Consider the following 17,756-nt stretch of genomic DNA (forward strand, 5'->3'; position numbering starts at 1 on the left):
GGCACCACATAGCAAAAAGACGCTATTTTGTTACGGCGGCATACCATTTCAACACGGTGTCAACGGCAACATCTGCCGTCATTTCCGACGTATCGAGGACATGCGCCCCTTCCGCGGGGACCAGCGGCGCAATCGCACGGTGAGTATCACGTTCGTCCCGCGCCTGCAAATCCATCAGAAGGTCTTCCATATTAGCAGAAAAACCCTTGTCTATCAATTGCTTGTAGCGCCGTTGCGCGCGCGCCTCGACGCTGGCGGTGAGGAACACCTTCAATGGGGCATGCGGAAAGATCACCGTGCCCATGTCGCGCCCGTCGGCCACCAGACCGGGCGTCTTGCGAAAACCCAGCTGCAAGCTCACCAGGGCCTGGCGCACCGTTGGCAGTACGGCAATTTTCGACGCTGTATTGCCCACTTCTTCGGCACGGATCTGCTCGGTGACGTTTTCCTGTGCCAGCAGGATCTCGCCGCCCGCAAAATGGCAGGGCAAGTGCTCGGCCAGCTTGGCCAGCGCGTGCTCGTCGCGCAAGTCCGTGCCGCGGCGCAGCGCGCTCAAAGCTGTCAGCCGGTACAGCGCGCCCGAGTCCAGGTAATGAAAGCCCAGCTTGTCGGCCACGCGGTGCGCCACCGTGCCCTTGCCGGAAGCGGTGGGGCCGTCGATGGCGATGACTGGAATGTTGGAGGTCTGCATAGTATTAAACAATCAATTAAATCAGGGTGTCTTTGGCAATCCCCGCAAACGCGGCGAAATACTCGGGGAAGGTCTTGGCTACGCATTTCGGGTCGTTGATGCGCATCTCGTTGCCGCGGCGCGCGGCGCCATCGAGCGAGGCGAGCGAGAAGCACATGGCCATGCGGTGGTCGTCATACGTATCGATGCTGGCAGCCTGAATTTGCGCCGGAGGCGTCACGCGCAGGTAGTCCGCGCCCTCTTCCACTTCGGCACCCAGCTTGCGCAACTCCGTTGCCATGGCGGCCAGGCGGTCCGTTTCCTTCACCCTCCAGCTGGCGATATTGCGCAAGGTGCTGGTGCCATCCGCGTACAGGGCGGCCACGGCGATCGTCATGGCCGCGTCGGGGATGTGGTTGAAATCCATGTCGACGGCTTTCAGCACGCCGTTCGAACGGGCTTCGATCCAGTTCTCGCCCATGGTGATGGTCGCGCCCATCTGCTGCAAGGCTTCGACGAAACGCACATCGCCCTGGATGCTGTCGCGCCCCACGCCTTCCACGCGCACGGGACCGCCGCCGATGGCGCCGGCCGCCAGGAAATACGACGCCGACGACGCGTCGCCTTCCACGTGGATGGTGCCCGGACTTTGATACTGCTGGCCCGGCTGCACGGTGAACGACTGCCAGCCGTCATGCTCGACCGTCACGCCGAAACGGCGCATCAGGTTCAGCGTGATTTCGATGTACGGTTTCGAGATCAGCTCGCCCGTCACGTCGATCGTCACCGCATGCTCGCGCGCCATCAGCGGCGCCACCATCAGCAGGGCCGTCAGGAACTGGCTCGACACATTGCCGCGCACGGCGATGCGCTGCGCGTGGATGTGGCCGCGACGGATGCGCAGCGGCGGGAAACCCTGCTCACCCGTGTATTCAATCTGCGTGCCGACGGCGTTCAGCGCGTCGACCAGGTCGCCGATGGGGCGCTCGTGCATGCGCGACACGCCGTGCAAGGTGTAGTCGCCGCCGATGACGGCCAGCGCCGCCGTCAGCGGGCGGATCGCCGTGCCGGCGTTGCCCATGAACAGGTCAGCCTCGTGGTGCGGAAACACGCCACCGCAGCCTTCCACGTGGTGCACCTGGTGGGCCGTGGCCGGGTCGCCCGTCATGTCATCCTGCGTCCATTTGACGCCCAGCGAGGTCAGTGCCGTGAGCATGACGAAGGTGTCGTCGGAGGCGAGCAAGTCGATGATTTTCGTCGTGCCCCTGGCCAGCGCGGCCAGCAGCAGCACGCGGTTGGAAATGCTTTTCGAGCCGGGCAAACGCACCGTGCCTTCGGCGTGCATCACCGGTTTCAAATCGATATGGTGGGGGTAGTGCTTGGTCTGGGTCATGCTGGAATCCTTGAGTATTTATTGTGCGGGCGCGGCCGGAATTTCCGCCGTTTCAATCGCCTCGATCCATTGCTGCCGCGCGTGCTGGGCGTTCGCATACACGCCCTCGATGGCGGCGCCGTCGTTCGCGGCCAGGTGGGCGCGCAAAGTCGTCAACTGCGCCAGGTAGGCGTCCAGTTCGTGCAGCAGCGCCGGCTGGTTGGCCAGGCTGATGTCGCGCCACATTTCCGGCGATGAGCCGGCGATGCGCGTAAAGTCGCGAAAGCCGCTGGCCGCGTATTGAAACAGCAGGCCCGCGTGGGACTTTTTGGCGATGTCGTCGACCAGCGCAAAGGCCAGCAAATGCGGCAGATGGCTGACGGCGGCAAACACCTTGTCATGTTCTTCGGGCGTCAAGGTGTGCAGGATGGCGCCGCAGGCGCGCCAGGCGGCGACCACCCGCTCCACGTCAGCCGCAGCGTTTTCCGACAGCGGCGTAAGCACCACTTTCTTGCCTTGATACAGATCGATGATGGCCGCGTCAGGCCCGTTCGTCTCGCGCCCCGCAATCGGGTGGCCGGGCACGAATTGCGCCACCTTGCCACCGAGCGCTGCGCGCGCGGCCGCCACCACGTCGCTCTTCGTGCTGCCCGCATCGGTGACGATGGTGCCCGGTTGCAGGTGCGGCGCGATGGACGCCAAAATAGCGCCCGTCTGCGCCACGGGCGCGGCCAGCAGCACCAGGTCGGCACCAAGCAAGGCTTGCGCCATGTCGCCGCCGATCTCGTCGATGATGCCAAGCTCCAGGGCGCGCGCCATCGAGGCCGGCGAGCGGCCCATGCCGACCACCTTGGTCACCGCGTCCGCATGCTTCAAGGCGCGCGCGAACGAGCCGCCGATCAGGCCTACGCCGAAGATGACGACTTTTTTCAGTGCAGGCGTCGTCATAAGGTCAGGCCAGCGCTTTCGTCAGCGCGGCGATGAAGATGGCGTTTTCCTGCGGCAGGCCGATGGAAATGCGCAGCCATTGCGGCAAGCCGTAGCTGCCGACGGGACGCACGATCACGCCCTGTTTCAGCAGCGCCAGGTTGACCCTGGCGCCGGCGCCGTCGTCCTCGCCCACTTTCACCAGCACGAAATTGCCGTGCGACGGCACGAATTCCAGGCCCAGTTGCGTGAACGCCTCGGTAAACTGCTGGTAGCCGGCCGCATTGTTGCGCGCGCTTTGCTCGAGGAAGGCCTTGTCGTTCAGGGCAGCGATGGCGGCAGCCTGCGCCAGCGAATTGACATTGAACGGCTGGCGGATGCGGTTCATCAGATCCGTCAGCACAGGCTGGGCAATGGCGAAGCCGATGCGCAGGCCGGCCAGGCCGTAGGCCTTCGACAAGGTGCGCGACACCACCAGGTTCGGATACTGGCGCACCCAGGCCGTCGATTCGTACTGGTCGTCGGCCGAGAGGAATTCGTTGTAGGCTTCGTCCAGCACCACCACCACGTGCTGCGGCACTTTTTGCAGGAACGCTTCGAGCTGCGCGGCCGACAGGAAGGTGCCGGTCGGGTTGTTCGGGTTGGCGATGAAGATCAAGCGCGTGTCGTCGGCAATCGCCGCCGCCATGGCGTCGAGGTCATGGCCGTAGGCTTGCGCCGGCACGACGATGTGGCGCGCGCCCAGGCCTTGCGTGGCCAGCGCGTACACGGCGAACGAATACTGCGAGTACACCACGGATTGGCCATGCTGCACGAACGCGTGCGCGGCGATTTCCAGGATGTCGTTGCTGCCGTTACCCAGGGTGATCCAGTCGGCCGGCACGTCATAGCGCTTCGACAGCACGGCTTTCAAGTCAAAGCCGTTGGCGTCCGGGTAGCGGCCCAGGTCATCGATGGCTGCGATCATCGCCTGCTTGGCCGATTCAGGCATGCCGTACGGGTTTTCATTCGACGCCAGCTTGACGATGGCTGCCTCGTCGAGGCCGAATTCGCGCGCGACTTCCGCGATCGGTTTGCCGCTCTGGTAAGGCGCGATGGCGCGGACGTATTCTGGACCGATATTTTTAGACATGGTGTTCTTTAAAAAAGTGGGTAATTGTTGGAGTATCTACAACTTCACAGGCTGACCGGATACGACCCCAGCACCTTGAAAAACGCCGCATTGCCTTGCAGCTCGGCCAGCGCCTGGGCGACGGCAGGGTCGTGCACATGGCCCTCCACGTCGACATAGAAATAATACTCCCAGCTGCCCATGCGCGCCGGGCGCGACTCGAAGCGCGTCATCGACACGCCATGCTTCGCCAGGGGCGCCAGCAACTGGTACACGGCGCCCGCCTTGTTCGGCACGGCCAGCACCAGTGACGTCTGGTCCTTGCCCGACGGTGCCGTCTGCAAGGTGCCAACGACGGCGAAGCGCGTGCGGTTGTGCGGGTCGTCCTGGATATGGCCCTTGACCAGGCCCAGCTTGTACTGCGCGCCCGCCAGTTCGCTGGCAATGGCCGCTACCGTGCCATCTTCGCCGGCCATGCGCGCCGCTTCGGCATTCGAGGCCACGGCGTGGCGCGCGATGTGCGGGTAGTTCTGGTTCAGCCACACCTGGCACTGCGCCAGCGCCTGCGAATGGGCGCAGATGGCCGTGACGCCATCCATGTTGCCGCTCTTCGTCATCAGGCTGTGGTGCACGGCAATGGCGACTTCGCCGCTGATGATGAGGCTAGTCTGCAGCATCATGTCGAGCGTGCGGTTGACGGCGCCTTCCGAGGAATTCTCGATCGGCACCACGCCGAAGTCCGCCGTTCCCGCCTCGGCGGAGCGGAACACTTCATCGATGGACGCACACGGCAAGCCTTCGACGGCGCTGCCGAACTGCTGATACACGGCCTGTTCACTGAAGGTGCCGGCCGGGCCCAGGTAGGCCACGGTGACGCGCTTTTCCAGCGAGCGGCAGGACGACATGATTTCGCGGAAGATAGTCTGCACTTCGCGGTCGCCCATGGGGCCGGGATTGCGCTCGGCGACGCCGCGCAGCACCTGCGCTTCGCGCTCGGGGCGAAACACTGGCGCCTGCGTTTCGGCCTTCACGTGGCCTACTTGCTGGGCGATTTGCGCGCGGCGGTTCAGCAGCTCGAGGATTTGCGCGTCGATCGCATCGATCTGTTCGCGCAGCGGTTTCAATTTATCGGTCATGGTTGTTTGTTTCGTCAGCTGTACTTCAATCATGGCCGCACGGCCTGCGCCGGCGGCGGGCCGGCGCGGTCGTCTATGCGACTCAGCGTCCGGCAAACTCGTTCAAATAGTTGACCAGGGCTTGCACACCCTCGATCGGCATCGCGTTATAGATCGATGCACGCATGCCGCCGACGGACTTGTGGCCCTTCAGTTGCAGCAGGCCGCGCTGCTTGGCGCCGGCCAGGAATGCGTCGTTCAAGCTTTCGTCGCGCAGATGGAACGGGACGGTCATGCGCGAGCGGTATTCCGGGGCGACCCGGTTCTGGTAGAAATCGTCCGCATCGAGCGCCGCGTACAGCAGCGCCGCTTTGTCAATATTACGCTGTTCCATGGCTGCCACGCCACCCTGGCGTTTGAGCCACTGGAAAACCAGGCCGGCGATATAGATGCCGTAGGTGGGCGGCGTGTTGTACATCGATTCATGTTCGGCGACGATGGTCCAGTCGAACGCGGACGGGCAGATCGGCAGCGCCTTGCCCAGCAAGTCTTCGCGCACGATGACCAGCGTCAGGCCGGCCGGGCCGATATTTTTCTGTGCACCGCCAAAAATGACGCCATATTGCGATACATCAATAACCCGCGACAAAATGTGCGACGACATGTCGGCCACGATGGTGGTACCTGCTGGCACATTCGGCGCTTGCTGGAACTCCACGCCGTCGATGGTTTCATTGGTGCAGATGTGCAGGTAGGCGGCGCCTGGCGTCAGCTTCCACTCGGAGATGGGCGGCACGCCCGTGAAACGGGTGGCCTTGGACGACGCGGCCACGTTCACGTTGGCATACTTGGCCGCTTCCTGGATCGACTTGCCAGACCACGAGCCCGTGTGTACGAAGTCGACGGTGGCCGGCTGCTGCGCGGCCAGGCCCACCAGGTTCATGGGAATGATGGCGTTCTCGCCCAGGCCGCCGCCCTGCAGGAACAGGATCTTGTAGTTGTCGGGCACGGCCAGCAGTTCGCGCAGGTCGGCCACCGCCTGCTTGTAGATGGAAATGAATTCGGGACCACGGTGGCTCATTTCCATCACCGACATGCCGCTGCCATGCCAGTCCTGCATTTCCGCAGCCGCCTGGGCCAGCACTTCCTTGGGCAGGACGGCGGGGCCGGCGGAGAAATTGTAGATATGGGTCACGATACGGTCCTTGGAAAAATGGAGTTATTGGGGCGACTGCGTGGCCGCCCGCATGACTTGTTCGAGCACGGCATTCACGCGCGGGATCACCACGCGCTGGCTGATGGCCATCGATTCGGCCGACAGTTGCGGCATGGTGGCCAGCATCTTGCGTCCCAGCGGCGTCTTGTAGAAGGCCGTCAGCTGCTCGACTTCCGACACCGTGTAAAAGCGCGCATACAGGGGCACCATTTCTGCGGCCAGCTCGTCGATCAGCGTCGGGTCGGCCAGCACCTGCGTCAGGGTGGCGATGGCGACGGGGATTTCTTCCTCGGCGCTGGCCAGCGCGCGCGCCTTGCGCTGCTCGTCCAGCTTCGGGTTGCTGATGATCTGCTGCTGCGCCGACTGGCGGATCATGGCCGGCACCGATTGCAGCATCTGGTCGAAGATGCTGCGCGTCAGCTGCGGGAACTGCATCGCGTCGAGCATGCGCCGCACGGCCACTTTCATGGCGGGGCTGGGCGCAGCCTGGCGGGCGGGCGTGGCTTGCGCACTCTGAGCCAGGGCCGGCAGGGTCGCAAGGAAGGCCAGCGAAAACGCGGCGAAGAAGGTGGCGACGATTTTTCTCATGGCATGCGGGACTTTACAAAAGCGGGGGAACTACCTGGGGGTACACAAAGCTGGCGCAGCAAGTGGCACGCCAATAGCAATTGGGGCTCCCGAAAGAGCCCCAATCATCTTACTCCGGCTGGGCCGGATCGACAGGATCAACGGGATCGGCTGGTTCAGCCGCTGCCGGCGCAGGCGCGGCGTCCGCCTCCGTCGTCAGCTCGACTTCGTCGATATCCGTTTCCACCACGCGCTGCAGGCCGGACAGCTTGGTGCCGTCTTCCACGGCGATCAGGGTCACGCCCTGCGTCGCGCGGCCCATCTCGCGGATTTCCGACACGCGGGTGCGGATCAGGACGCCACCGGTGGTGATCAGCATGATTTCATCGCTGGTATCGACCAGGGTCGCGGCAACCACTTTACCGTTGCGCTCGCTGGTCTGGATGGCGATCATACCCTTCGTGCCACGGCCATGGCGCGTGTACTCGGTGATCGGCGTACGCTTGCCGTAGCCGTTTTCCGTTGCCGTCAGCACCGACTGCTGCTCGTTCTCGGCCACCAGCAGGGCGATCACGTGCTGGCCTTCTTCCAGGTTCATGCCGCGCACGCCGCGCGCCGTACGGCCCATCGGACGCACATCGTTTTCGTCGAAGCGCACTGCCTTGCCCGAATCGGAGAACAGCATCACGTCGTGCTGGCCATCGGTCAGCGCCGCGCCGATCAGGAAGTCGCCGTCGTCCAGGTCGACCGCGATGATGCCGGCCTTGCGTGGATTGCTGAAGTCCTTCAGCGGCGTCTTCTTGACGGTACCGAGGCTGGTCGACATGAAGACGTAATGGTCTTCCGGGAACGTGCGGTTCTCGCCCGACAGCGGCAGGATCACGGTGATCTTTTCGTTGTCTTGCAGCGGGAACATGTTGACGATCGGCTTGCCGCGCGAATTGCGCGAGCCTTGCGGTACTTCCCACACCTTCAACCAGTACATGCGGCCACGATCCGAGAAGCACAGGATGTAGTCGTGCGTGTTGGCGATGAACAGCTGGTCGATCCAGTCTTCCTCTTTGGTCGCCATGGCTTGCTTGCCGCGTCCGCCGCGCTTCTGCGCGCGGTATTCGGTGATCGGCTGCGCCTTCATGTAGCCGGTGTGCGACAGGGTCACGACCATGTCCTGTGGCGTGATCAGGTCTTCCGTTTCGAGGTCGGTCGCATTGAGCTCGATCTGCGAGCGGCGCACGTCCTTGTTGCCGGCGCCGTATTCGTTCTTCGCCGCCGTCATTTCATCGGTGATGATGACGGTGACGCGTTCCGGCTTGGCCAGGATGTCGAGCAAGTCGGCGATATGTTCCATCACGTCCTTGTACTCGTTGACGATCTTGTCCTGCTCCAGGCCGGTCAGACGCTGCAGACGCATCTGCAAGATTTCCTGCGCCTGGTCGTCCGACAGCTTGTACAGGCCATCCGTTTGCATGCCGTAGTGCTTCGGCAGGTTTTCCGGACGGTAGGCATCGATGCCGCCTGGCGTCGTGCCATCGCCCGTGCGGGCCAGCATTTCGCGCACCACGGACGAATCCCAGGCCTTGGCCATCAGCTCGACCTTGGCGATCGGCGGCGTCGGCGCGGCCTTGATGATGGCGATGAAGTCATCGATATTGGCCAGCGCGACAGCCAGGCCTTCGAGTACGTGACCGCGTTCGCGCGCCTTGCGCAGTTCGAACACGGTACGGCGCGTGACCACTTCGCGGCGGTGCGACAGGAAGCATTGCAGCATCTGCTTGAGGTTCAGCAGCTTTGGCTGACCATCGACCAGGGCCACCATGTTCATGCCGAAGGTGTCTTGCAACTGGGTCTGCTTGTACAGGTTGTTCAGCACCACTTCCGGCACTTCGCCCCGCTTCAGCTCGATCACCACGCGCATGCCCGACTTGTCGGATTCGTCGCGGATGTCGGAAATGCCGTCGAGCTTCTTGTCGCGCACGTTCTCGGCGATGCGTTCCAGCAAGGATTTCTTGTTGACCTGGAATGGCAGCTCGTCGACGATGATGGCGATGCGGCCACCATCCTTGCCGTATTCTTCGAAGTGGGTCTTGGCGCGCATCACGACGCGGCCGCGGCCCGTGCGGTAGCCGTCGCGCACGCCCGACACGCCATAGATGATGCCGGCGGTAGGGAAATCGGGAGCGGGAATGATCTCGATCAATTCATCGATCGTGCAATCGGGATTGCGCAGCACGTGCAGCGCGCCGTCGATGACTTCGGTGATGTTGTGCGGCGGAATGTTCGTCGCCATGCCGACCGCGATACCGGACGAGCCATTGATCAGCAGGTTCGGGATACGCGTCGGCAAGACCGTCGGTTCCTTTTCCTTGCCATCGTAGTTAGGCTGGAAGTCGACGGTATCCTTGTCGATATCGGCCAGCAGCTCGCCGGCGATCTTGTCCAGGCGGCACTCGGTGTAACGCATCGCCGCGGCGCCATCGCCATCGACGGAACCGAAGTTGCCCTGGCCATCGACGAGCATGTAGCGCAGCGAAAAATCTTGCGCCATGCGCACCAGTGTGTCGTAGATCGAGGCATCGCCGTGGGGATGGTATTTACCCATGGTTTCGCCGACCACGCGGGCGCACTTGACGTAAGGGCGGTTCCACACGTTATTCATTTCATGCATCGCGAACAAGACGCGGCGGTGCACTGGCTTCAAGCCATCACGCGCATCGGGCAAGGCGCGACCAACGATCACGCTCATGGCGTAATCGAGGTAGCTCTTGCGCATCTCTTCTTCGAGGGAAATAGGAATTGTTTCTTTTGCGAATTGATCCATTGGCGGTTCGACTGATCTCAGGCTGTGGTTAACTTATCTGTTACGCAATGTATGACGCAATACTGCATATCCTAGGCGGCTGTCGTCGTGGACGCCGCACCGCGCGCTGCTGGCGCGGCCCGGCTTCCATGTCGCAGAGTGCCCGGGCAAATCGGCGGGCGGGCGGCGCGGCCGCTACCTGTACCGCAGGGGTACGTGCAGGCCATGCAGTGCCGCCGTGGGCATTTGCTCGACACTCTTAACAGTCAAGCGTACGATTTTAGCATGCGCGCCCCGCTACCTGTACAAATTGGCCATGCCGACAATATTGTCAGATTGCACCAGGACTATGCACGCCAGCCTGCCGATAATGCACACTGGCAATATCAGTTCAAGACACCTGCCCTTAAAAGAGGCAAAAAAAGCGATCAATTGTTACAGACGCGTTACAAATGAGCATTTTCGTTGCGCAAAAACAACGTGCAGTCTAAAATCGGGCAAGCTTTGATTTAACCACGGCCGTGCGCCCCTGATGCGTGTGGCAAAATGACTGGGAAGTTAATTGCTAGTTTCGCAATCTGAAACGAGCGCATATGGTCTACATGATAAAATCTTGGCACGTAGCACCAGTAGCGCAGTGTTGTTCTGCGGATATCACCCCCCGAAAGGAAAAAAGAATGAATAAATTTGTAACGCTGTTTTTCGCTGCATCCGCAGTGATTGCTGGCTCGGCTTCGGCCCAAACCCCAACCTCCCCACCATTCGCGCCAGTTACCACTGACATCAAAGCACCAAGCCCAAAAAGCGCTTACGTGCAAGATGCCCGCGGCGTGATCGTGCGCGATCCATTCGGTCTGTGCTGGCGCACCGGCTACTGGACACCTGCTGACGCAGTGCCAGGTTGCGACGTGCCACTGTGCGTAGAGCCAGAAACCCTGCAAGACGGCAAATGCGTCGCTCCTCCAGCGCCAGTCGTACCTGCTCCAGCACCAGCACCTGTCGTGCCAGTGCCAGTCGTTGTTGCTCCTACGTCGGAAAAAGTCAGCTTCGCTGCTGATGCATTCTTCGATTTCGACAAAGCTACGCTGAAGCCAGAAGGCAAAGCCAAGCTGGACGAACTGTCCGCACAACTGGGCGGCATCAACCTGGAAGTCATCATCGCTGTGGGTCACACCGACTCCGTCGGCACCGATGCTTACAACCAAAAACTGTCGGTACGTCGTGCTGATGCTGTCAAAGCCTACCTGGTCACCAAAGGCGTTGAAAGCAACCGCGTGTACACCGAAGGCAAAGGCGAGAAACAACCTGTTGCTGATAACAAAACTGCCGAAGGCCGTGCGAAAAACCGTCGCGTGGAAATCGAAGTTGTTGGTACCCGCAACAAGTAATAGCTGAACCCCTGTACTTGCCGCAAGTCATCGCGCAAGTCAAGAACAGCATGAAAAACCCCGCCACGGCGGGGTTTTTTTTCGTCCGTGGCTGCCCAATTGTAAAATTGCCGCTATCATTCGATGTATGAACGCCGACCCTCTCGAAATCCAAAAATTCAGTGAGCTGGCCCACCGCTGGTGGGACCCCACTTCCGAGTTTCGTCCCTTGCACGAAATTAACCCCCTGCGCCTGGAATGGATCAACGCAAAAGTGCCGCTGTCCGGCAAGCGCGTGATCGACATCGGCTGCGGCGGCGGCATCCTGGCCGAATCGATGGCCCGCAAGGGTGCCGACGTGACGGGCATCGACCTGTCCGACAAGGCCCTGAAAGTGGCCGACCTGCACAGCCTGGAATCGGGCGCCAAGGTGCGCTACAAGCTGATCGCCGCCGAAGCCATGGCCGAGGAAGAGCCAGGCCAGTACGACGTTGTAACCTGCATGGAAATGCTCGAGCACGTGCCGGACCCCGCTGCCATCGTCAAGGCCTGCGCCACCCTGGTCAAGCCCGGCGGCCACGTCTTCCTGTCGACCCTGAACCGCAACCCGAAAGCGTATCTGTTCGCCATCCTGGGCGCCGAATACCTGCTGCGCCTGCTGCCGAAAGGCACGCACGACTATGACAAATTCATCACCCCGGCCGAACTGTCGCAATACCTGCGCAGCGCCGGCCTGGACGTCAACAGCATGCGCGGCATGGGCTACAATCCGCTGACCAAGATTTACTCACTTAATAGCGATACCAGCGTCAATTATCTGGTGGCCTGCACCCGGCCGCTGTAACCATCACGCACAATACAAGGCGGCTGCGGCCGCCATTTTTCATTCTTACTTGACACATTTTACCCGCCATGATCACAGACCAACTGCCAGCGCCGCGCGCCATCCTGTTCGACCTCGACGGCACCCTGGCCGACACCGCGCCCGACCTGGCAGCGGCCATCAATCTGCTGCGCGCGCGCGCGGGCCTGGCGCCGACCCCGTATGACATCCTGCGTCCCACCGCATCGGCCGGCGCGCGCGGCATGATAGGCGCGTCGTATGGCGTCCAACCTGGCGACAGCGGCTACGAAGCACTGAAAGACGGCTTCCTGAACAATTACGCAGCGGCCCTGGCCGTGGAAAGCCGTCTATTTGAAGGCATCCCTGCCCTGCTCGACGGCTTGCAAGCGCTGGGCCTGGCCTGGGGCGTGGTCACCAACAAAGCCGCCCGCTTCACCGACCCGCTGGTGGGTCAGATCGGCCTGGGCGCCGCCGGCTGCGTGATCTCGGGCGACACCATGCCCCACCCGAAACCGCACCCCGCCCCCTTGCTGGAAGCGGCGCGCCGCCTGGACCTGGCACCAGCAGATTGCTGGTACGTGGGCGACGACCTGCGCGACATCCAGGCCGGCCGCGCCGCCGGCATGCGCACGATCGCCTGCGCCTGGGGCTACTGCGGCCCAGTCGAGCCGCAGCACTGGAACGCCGACCATTTACTGGACACGCCGCAAGCGTTGCTGGAACTGGTCAGCGCGGTGGTCAAGGCGGCGCAGGCGCGGCAGCTGGCGGCGTAAATCAGCGGCCGCTTGATCTGGCACGCCGACAAACGAATGCATCATGCAAGAGTGTGAACTTTGCGCTACAATGAAGGTTCTGTGGGGACGACCTGGTTTCGACGTGGGTTGCAAAGCAGCGCAGGGCATACCGAGGGCGGGCTACCTCGTAAATACAACCTGAAAAAACTTAACTGCAAACGATAACTCGTACGCACTGGCAGCTTAATCGCTGTTAGCTCTAGAACACCTCGTCCCTGGGGTGGGCCGTCAAAAGCTCTAGAGTCATTTACAGGGACTCGTCGTATGCTGGGTTACTTAGCGTCCGACTAAATAATAGGTAACTCGCTTGCCCATAACGTGCACATCCGTGCTGGCTGAGTTAAATTAAATGATAGTGCTAAGTATGTAGAACTGTCTGTAGAGTGCTTGCGGACGCGGGTTCGATTCCCGCCGTCTCCACCACTGGATAAAAAAGTAAGGGCCCCCGAGCGCAAGCGACGGGGCCCTTACTTTTTTATCCAACGACGAAACAGCCGGAACCGAATCCGCGTCCGGTACGGACGCGGGGCGTAGCGGGGAATTTGCCTCGCATGCGAGGCACCCGCGAAGCGACGTTGCGCTGCAGCGCAACGGCTCCCCGATTCTTCTGACTGGCTCTTGCGCCGCAGGCGGTTTTTCCTAACAACAATATCAGCCGCTCAGGTCGTGTCCAAATGACGGACCTGACCCCGCCTCGGTCGCGTACTCCGCAATGAAGGGGCGGATACGTCGATCCGTATGTTGCCGATTGTACATGAACCAGACTCGTGCACGCGCCGCCGAGAGCAATGGACAAATCCGGTTCCAGCTCGCCATTGTTTGCGATACCACAATTCCCGCTGGAACGGAATGCGAAACAATGCCAGCTACCCACCGTTTCACATAGCGGAGTTGACCATGCTAGAAGTGCAGCCCAGGGATAAGCGCGGTTTTTTCATCCTGCCCCAGGCTCCGGAAGATGCCGGGTATTACGTTTATGGCACCCCGGGCAGGGGTGCGGGCCAATATGCGCACCCGAACATGATGATGGCACTGCTGTATGTGGAACGCGAATGGCAAGCGTCGGATACGCGGAAATTTGGCATCGGCAACATTAGCCTGGCTAACGGAACCGCCTATGGGCAACACTCAACGCACAAGTCCGGACTGGAGGTGGACATTCGTCCACTGCGCAAAGATGGTCTGCCCATTCCGGTATATTGGTACAACAAAGAATACGATCAAACCGCGACGGCAAAGCTCATCGCACTTTTTCGCGCCCATGCCAGTGTGCGCAGGGTGCTGTTTAACGATACCGGCATTCCGCTCGTGACGCCATTCAAAAATCACGACCATCACTTCCACCTGGAACTGAAAGCTTGAAATGAAAAAACAGTGGGCTCTGGCGTGGGGCGCCTTCATCCTGTTTTCACTGGCTTATGCAGCTGGCAACAGCGACTGGGGCGAATACAGGCCGTTCAAGGGTTCTTATCTGATCTATTCGAATACCTTGGGCGACCAGCAACCACCTACACCACATGAGCGCAAGATTTCGTTCATGGTCACGGGGACCGTGGCCAAGGACATGTTTGACTCCATGGCTCCGGATTCGAAAGAGCGCTGCAGTTTGGAGAAAGGCTATCGACAGCGCGACAAGGAAAATGTTTCCTGTGTCCGGGATCACGACGGCTATGTGTGCCACTTCGGCTTTAACTTGCGCAGTGGCAAAAGCATAGGTGGATCGATTTGCTAGGTCGCCTGGGGTGACCGGGGCCAGATCCGCGATTGATACACCATCTCATCCTTGGCTGGTCCGAAGCAAATGGTACAACTCCCATTCAAGCACGCTGATCAGCACCTTCGTGCCGAGGCCTTAGCCACGGCCAGCAGGCGCTTCGGATGGCTGGCGAGATCGCGCGCCAGGAAGCCCAGGAACTGCCCCGGCACCGGGTCATTGCCTGCGGAAGCGTCGGCGCGCGTCATGACCACTTCGCCATTCGGGCGAACGGAGTAGTGGATCTTGTCCCGCTTGCCCAACCGCAAGGCGCGATGCACGGCTTCCGGCACAGTGGTCTGGTAACGGTCGATCAGCGTGGATTCGATGTCGTGGAAAGCGGCCATGATGCTCTCCGGTCAAAACACAGGAATACTTGCATGGTAATGCGATTGCATTACCATGAATTGCCGTCTTCGGCCGGCCCCGCAACATGCCGAGAAATACGTAGATGACACCCGAAGCAGGGACACAATACCCCATCCCTCACTTCAACAGCGTACACTGGCTCCTCTTCCATCAACGCATTGGTCCACTGTGAAACTATCGCGCTTTATGGAGCCGCTGGAGCCGGTGGGAGCCGGGGTCAGGTCCGCCATTTGTACACGATCTCAGCTTTGCTCATCTCTATTTGTGGCAAGTTGCGCTCTACTAAATGCCGATACGGCACGACTGACTGTCCTTGAAAAGCGGTGGCGATGTGGGGCATGGTTTGCACATCGGCATGGCTGTGGTCGTGTCTGAATGGCGGACCTGACCCCGCCTCCCCTGGCCGCCGCGAAGTCAAGCTGCTGGAGCGCGCTATGCATGCACTGCAGGAGCAAAAGGTATTCACTGGGCGAAGGAAGGGGAAGTCTTTCAAAATCCGCGCTTGGAACGGCGCTGGGAGGGCGACCAGCCGATCCGCAAGACGTTATGGACCGGCATATTAAAAAGCGCCGGCGTTCGTTATCGCAATCCGTACCAGACACGGCACACCTATGCCAGCATGATGCTATCGGCTGGTGAGCACCCGATGTGGGTTGCAAAGCAAATGGGACATGCTGATTGGACGATGATTGCCCGGATATACGGAAGATGGATGCCAGACGCAGACTTAACAGCTGGAAATAAAGCTGAAGCAATTTTTGGGAATAGAAAAGAAAAGTAAATTAAACATAGAATGGATTCCCATTCTATGTTTGAAAAACCTATTCGAAAAAATTAAAGTGGTTAGATTTTTTTCTTTGAACGAATCTTTTTCTTTTCTGAATTTTGTGAATCATCCTCCGAAAACTCACCGATACCAAAATCAAAACCAAGCTTACGAGAGGAGTTCAAACCCATAGATTTAAGCTGAGATTTAATATTGTCTTGTATTAACGGGTATGCTTGAGACGAAATTATTTTTCGATAGAAATCTGACTCCATACATCGTTCAACCACCTCTAATGCGACACCTCTGTTATAAACAAAAATAGCACCATACTCAGCAACAAACAATAGGAAATCATTAGGATCATCGATACCAGACCAACGCCCATCAAATTTAACAGTGGCAACTATACGAATTAATCGCCCAGCTGGATTCGCCCCTATAGATTCATCGTCTTCTGCTTCAATTGTCAGCTGCACTGCCTCTTTTAATTTCGCAGAAATTTTCCCGATAAGTGGCCTTGCTGCAGCTTGTGCATGCAAGGACTTAACCCTAAAATTATTTAATTGAGGTATTGGGGTTGTTGCGATGTCGTATTTAATATCCATTTATTTCCATCATCCGAGTCAAATTCGTCGTTCCGCGCATCACTGACCACATCGTCTGAATATTCAGTATGTGTACAAGAATAAGTCATGACTTTAGCGTGCATAGGAATTTCTTTTTTTACGGCTGCACTTTCAACGCAATTTTCAACAATTTCGATAGCTACTCTAGATACCTCAGCCAAGGTTCGCATTACTTCCGTAGACAATAACGCAGATTTAATAATTCGCGCAATTGCTCCGGAAGGAATAACCTCTCCACGTTCCCACTTTGAGAAAGCATTTACCCCTCCTCCAAATATAATATTGGCTTGTTTTTGAGTAAGGGTATATTTTTCCCTAACAGCCAAAATATCCGAAAGAGAAACAAAATCCAACAATTCTTTTTGATAATTCTCGATCAACTGATTGTTATATTTCCTCTGACCAGGAAGGTATCCTGACGTCTCACACACATCACATTTTGCATAATGCAATCCATTAACTTTATGTTTTTTTCTAGAGTGAGAAAATTCGTAAACACCATCAGAAAAAGGCGACATAATTCCGTCCTCACACATAGGGCATTTTTCTGCAAGAATTTTATCGGTCATGGCAATTTTGAGGGATGAATACTAATAATAAGGCATTTGGAAATATTTTCCATATAGCCAAACTTAACGTAAATTTTGGCCCCATGTTCCCAACGCTGTCGGAGTTTTCTATTCCATTTCATGGCATAGCCGTCACAATCAACTACTCTATTGATACTTGTGGAACATCTTTCCGAACCGACGTGATCGGTAGGATTCAAGGCCAAAATAAAATCCAACAGCTCTTCGTCGGAAAGCTCTGGCAAAAAAGACAATTCTTTGTGTTGCAAAGCGTTAACATTCAGAACCCGAAGGTTGTCTAACGTCAACTGCGATTGAGCAGTTCGAAGGCAATACACTGGTCCGTTACCTATGAGGATACGTCCATTGTTGCCATTTTCAAGTACACAGGTGCCTGAAGGAAGCAAGCGAAGAAGGTTATTATTGACCATAAAGGTTAGTTAACGCAAGTTAAATCCGGTGGAAGCTAGGGCAAACTGAGCTATAGTAAATTGTCATCTAGCTATTGTAGCTGCACATTGCCTAGAGAAACACTTACTTTGTGCCATGATGAGCAACGTCGTTGGAACCTTCGTTCACGTAACCTACGAGGGGCCGACAAATGCGCGACGCGGCGCGACGACACGCAGCATGGAAAAACTAAAGAACGCAGCGCTGGCCGACGGTTTACGAAGACGTGATCGAATTCTTTGGCGACCTCGCTACGCGAGAGCATGCGGTCCCGCGTAGCGTCGTGCTCAACAATGCGTCATTCCATAAGGAAACGCAGATCGTGAAACGCCGGCGAAAATGGATGACGCAGGGGTTGTTTCTGTATTGCCTGCCGCCCTACAGCCCTGAGCTGAACCGCCTTGATATCTAGTGGAAGCACCCTAGGTACTTCTAGCACC

General features: G+C 58.7%; 19 protein-coding genes and 1 other RNA gene. 8 read left to right on the forward strand and 12 right to left on the reverse strand.

The features are described 5' to 3' along the window. Positions 1-22: 22 nt before the first annotated feature. The 8 genes from cmk to gyrA all read right to left on the reverse strand — a co-directional run bounded on the left by cmk (position 23) and on the right by gyrA (position 9,796). Positions 23-691, reverse strand: coding sequence for a (d)CMP kinase (gene cmk, locus ACQ4WN_RS04350; protein ID WP_436550418.1), 669 nt, complete (start codon positions 689-691; stop codon positions 23-25). A gap of 16 nt (positions 692-707) precedes the next feature. Next, positions 708-2,063, reverse strand: coding sequence for a 3-phosphoshikimate 1-carboxyvinyltransferase (gene aroA / locus ACQ4WN_RS04355; protein ID WP_436550419.1), 1,356 nt, complete (start codon positions 2,061-2,063; stop codon positions 708-710). Between the two features lie 18 nt (positions 2,064-2,081). Then, positions 2,082-2,990, reverse strand: a complete 909-nt coding sequence (locus ACQ4WN_RS04360) for a prephenate dehydrogenase (RefSeq protein ID WP_436550420.1) — start codon at positions 2,988-2,990, stop codon at positions 2,082-2,084. 4 nt (positions 2,991-2,994) lie between these two features. Beyond that, entirely contained in the window at positions 2,995-4,101 is a 1,107-nt protein-coding gene (gene hisC, locus ACQ4WN_RS04365) for a histidinol-phosphate transaminase (protein ID WP_436550421.1), read from the reverse strand. 44 nt (positions 4,102-4,145) lie between these two features. Then, positions 4,146-5,216, reverse strand: a complete 1,071-nt coding sequence (pheA, locus tag ACQ4WN_RS04370; protein WP_436550422.1) for a prephenate dehydratase — start codon at positions 5,214-5,216, stop codon at positions 4,146-4,148. An 82-nt stretch (positions 5,217-5,298) separates the two neighbouring features. Beyond that, entirely contained in the window at positions 5,299-6,390 is a 1,092-nt protein-coding gene (gene serC, locus ACQ4WN_RS04375) for a 3-phosphoserine/phosphohydroxythreonine transaminase (RefSeq protein WP_436550423.1), read from the reverse strand. 24 nt (positions 6,391-6,414) lie between these two features. Continuing rightward, complete coding sequence (locus ACQ4WN_RS04380) at positions 6,415-6,999, reverse strand: DUF2059 domain-containing protein (protein ID WP_436550424.1); 585 nt, start codon at positions 6,997-6,999, stop codon at positions 6,415-6,417. Positions 7,000-7,108: 109 nt separating this feature from the next. Next, the gene (gene gyrA, locus ACQ4WN_RS04385) at positions 7,109-9,796 is read right to left on the reverse strand and encodes a DNA gyrase subunit A (RefSeq protein ID WP_436550425.1); all 2,688 of its coding nucleotides are present in this window, start codon (positions 9,794-9,796) and stop codon (positions 7,109-7,111) included. Between the two features lie 656 nt (positions 9,797-10,452). Here gyrA and ompA point away from each other — a divergent pair. The 6 genes from ompA (at position 10,453) to ACQ4WN_RS04415 (ending at position 14,512) form a co-directional block, all read left to right on the forward strand. After that, positions 10,453-11,163, forward strand: a complete 711-nt coding sequence (ompA, locus tag ACQ4WN_RS04390) for an outer membrane protein OmpA (protein ID WP_035825645.1) — start codon at positions 10,453-10,455, stop codon at positions 11,161-11,163. Between the two features lie 127 nt (positions 11,164-11,290). Continuing rightward, a complete protein-coding gene (ubiG, locus tag ACQ4WN_RS04395) occupies positions 11,291-11,986 on the forward strand; it encodes a bifunctional 2-polyprenyl-6-hydroxyphenol methylase/3-demethylubiquinol 3-O-methyltransferase UbiG (RefSeq protein ID WP_436550426.1) in 696 nt (231 codons plus the stop codon). Positions 11,987-12,054: 68 nt separating this feature from the next. Further along, positions 12,055-12,759, forward strand: a complete 705-nt coding sequence (locus ACQ4WN_RS04400) for an HAD family hydrolase (RefSeq protein ID WP_436550427.1) — start codon at positions 12,055-12,057, stop codon at positions 12,757-12,759. 83 nt (positions 12,760-12,842) lie between these two features. Next, positions 12,843-13,203, forward strand: a transfer-messenger RNA (tmRNA) gene (ssrA, locus tag ACQ4WN_RS04405). A gap of 474 nt (positions 13,204-13,677) precedes the next feature. Beyond that, entirely contained in the window at positions 13,678-14,142 is a 465-nt protein-coding gene (locus ACQ4WN_RS04410; protein WP_436550428.1) for a hypothetical protein, read from the forward strand. A gap of 1 nt (position 14,143) precedes the next feature. Beyond that, positions 14,144-14,512: a hypothetical protein gene (locus tag ACQ4WN_RS04415; RefSeq protein WP_436550429.1), complete on the forward strand. Its 369-nt coding sequence runs from the start codon at positions 14,144-14,146 to the stop codon at positions 14,510-14,512. Between the two features lie 98 nt (positions 14,513-14,610). Here ACQ4WN_RS04415 and ACQ4WN_RS04420 read toward each other — a convergent pair whose 3' ends face one another. Then, positions 14,611-14,880, reverse strand: a complete 270-nt coding sequence (locus tag ACQ4WN_RS04420) for a type II toxin-antitoxin system PrlF family antitoxin (protein WP_436550430.1) — start codon at positions 14,878-14,880, stop codon at positions 14,611-14,613. A gap of 524 nt (positions 14,881-15,404) precedes the next feature. Between ACQ4WN_RS04420 and ACQ4WN_RS04425 the strand changes: the two genes are divergently transcribed. After that, positions 15,405-15,683, forward strand: coding sequence for a site-specific integrase (locus ACQ4WN_RS04425; protein WP_436550431.1), 279 nt, complete (start codon positions 15,405-15,407; stop codon positions 15,681-15,683). Between the two features lie 62 nt (positions 15,684-15,745). Here the strand turns inward: ACQ4WN_RS04425 and ACQ4WN_RS04430 are convergent, their stop codons facing one another. Genes ACQ4WN_RS04430 through ACQ4WN_RS04440 form a run of 3 tightly spaced genes read right to left on the reverse strand, consistent with a single transcriptional unit; the run spans position 15,746 to position 17,297 of the window. Further along, entirely contained in the window at positions 15,746-16,276 is a 531-nt protein-coding gene (locus ACQ4WN_RS04430; protein WP_436550432.1) for a hypothetical protein, read from the reverse strand. After that, on the reverse strand, positions 16,231-16,866 hold the full coding sequence (locus tag ACQ4WN_RS04435; protein WP_436550433.1) for a type II TA system antitoxin MqsA family protein: 636 nt from the start codon (positions 16,864-16,866) through the stop codon (positions 16,231-16,233). The genes ACQ4WN_RS04430 and ACQ4WN_RS04435 overlap by 46 nt, the downstream gene beginning before the upstream one ends. Next, positions 16,863-17,297, reverse strand: a complete 435-nt coding sequence (locus tag ACQ4WN_RS04440; RefSeq protein ID WP_436550434.1) for a hypothetical protein — start codon at positions 17,295-17,297, stop codon at positions 16,863-16,865. The genes ACQ4WN_RS04435 and ACQ4WN_RS04440 overlap by 4 nt, the downstream gene beginning before the upstream one ends. Before the next feature lie 245 nt (positions 17,298-17,542). Between ACQ4WN_RS04440 and ACQ4WN_RS04445 the strand changes: the two genes are divergently transcribed. Next, the gene (locus ACQ4WN_RS04445; protein ID WP_436550435.1) at positions 17,543-17,728 is read left to right on the forward strand and encodes a transposase; all 186 of its coding nucleotides are present in this window, start codon (positions 17,543-17,545) and stop codon (positions 17,726-17,728) included. The last annotated feature ends 28 nt before the right edge of the window (positions 17,729-17,756 follow it).

This window comes from Janthinobacterium pasteuri, from assembly GCF_051380775.1.
Taxonomy (GTDB): domain Bacteria; phylum Pseudomonadota; class Gammaproteobacteria; order Burkholderiales; family Burkholderiaceae_D; genus Janthinobacterium.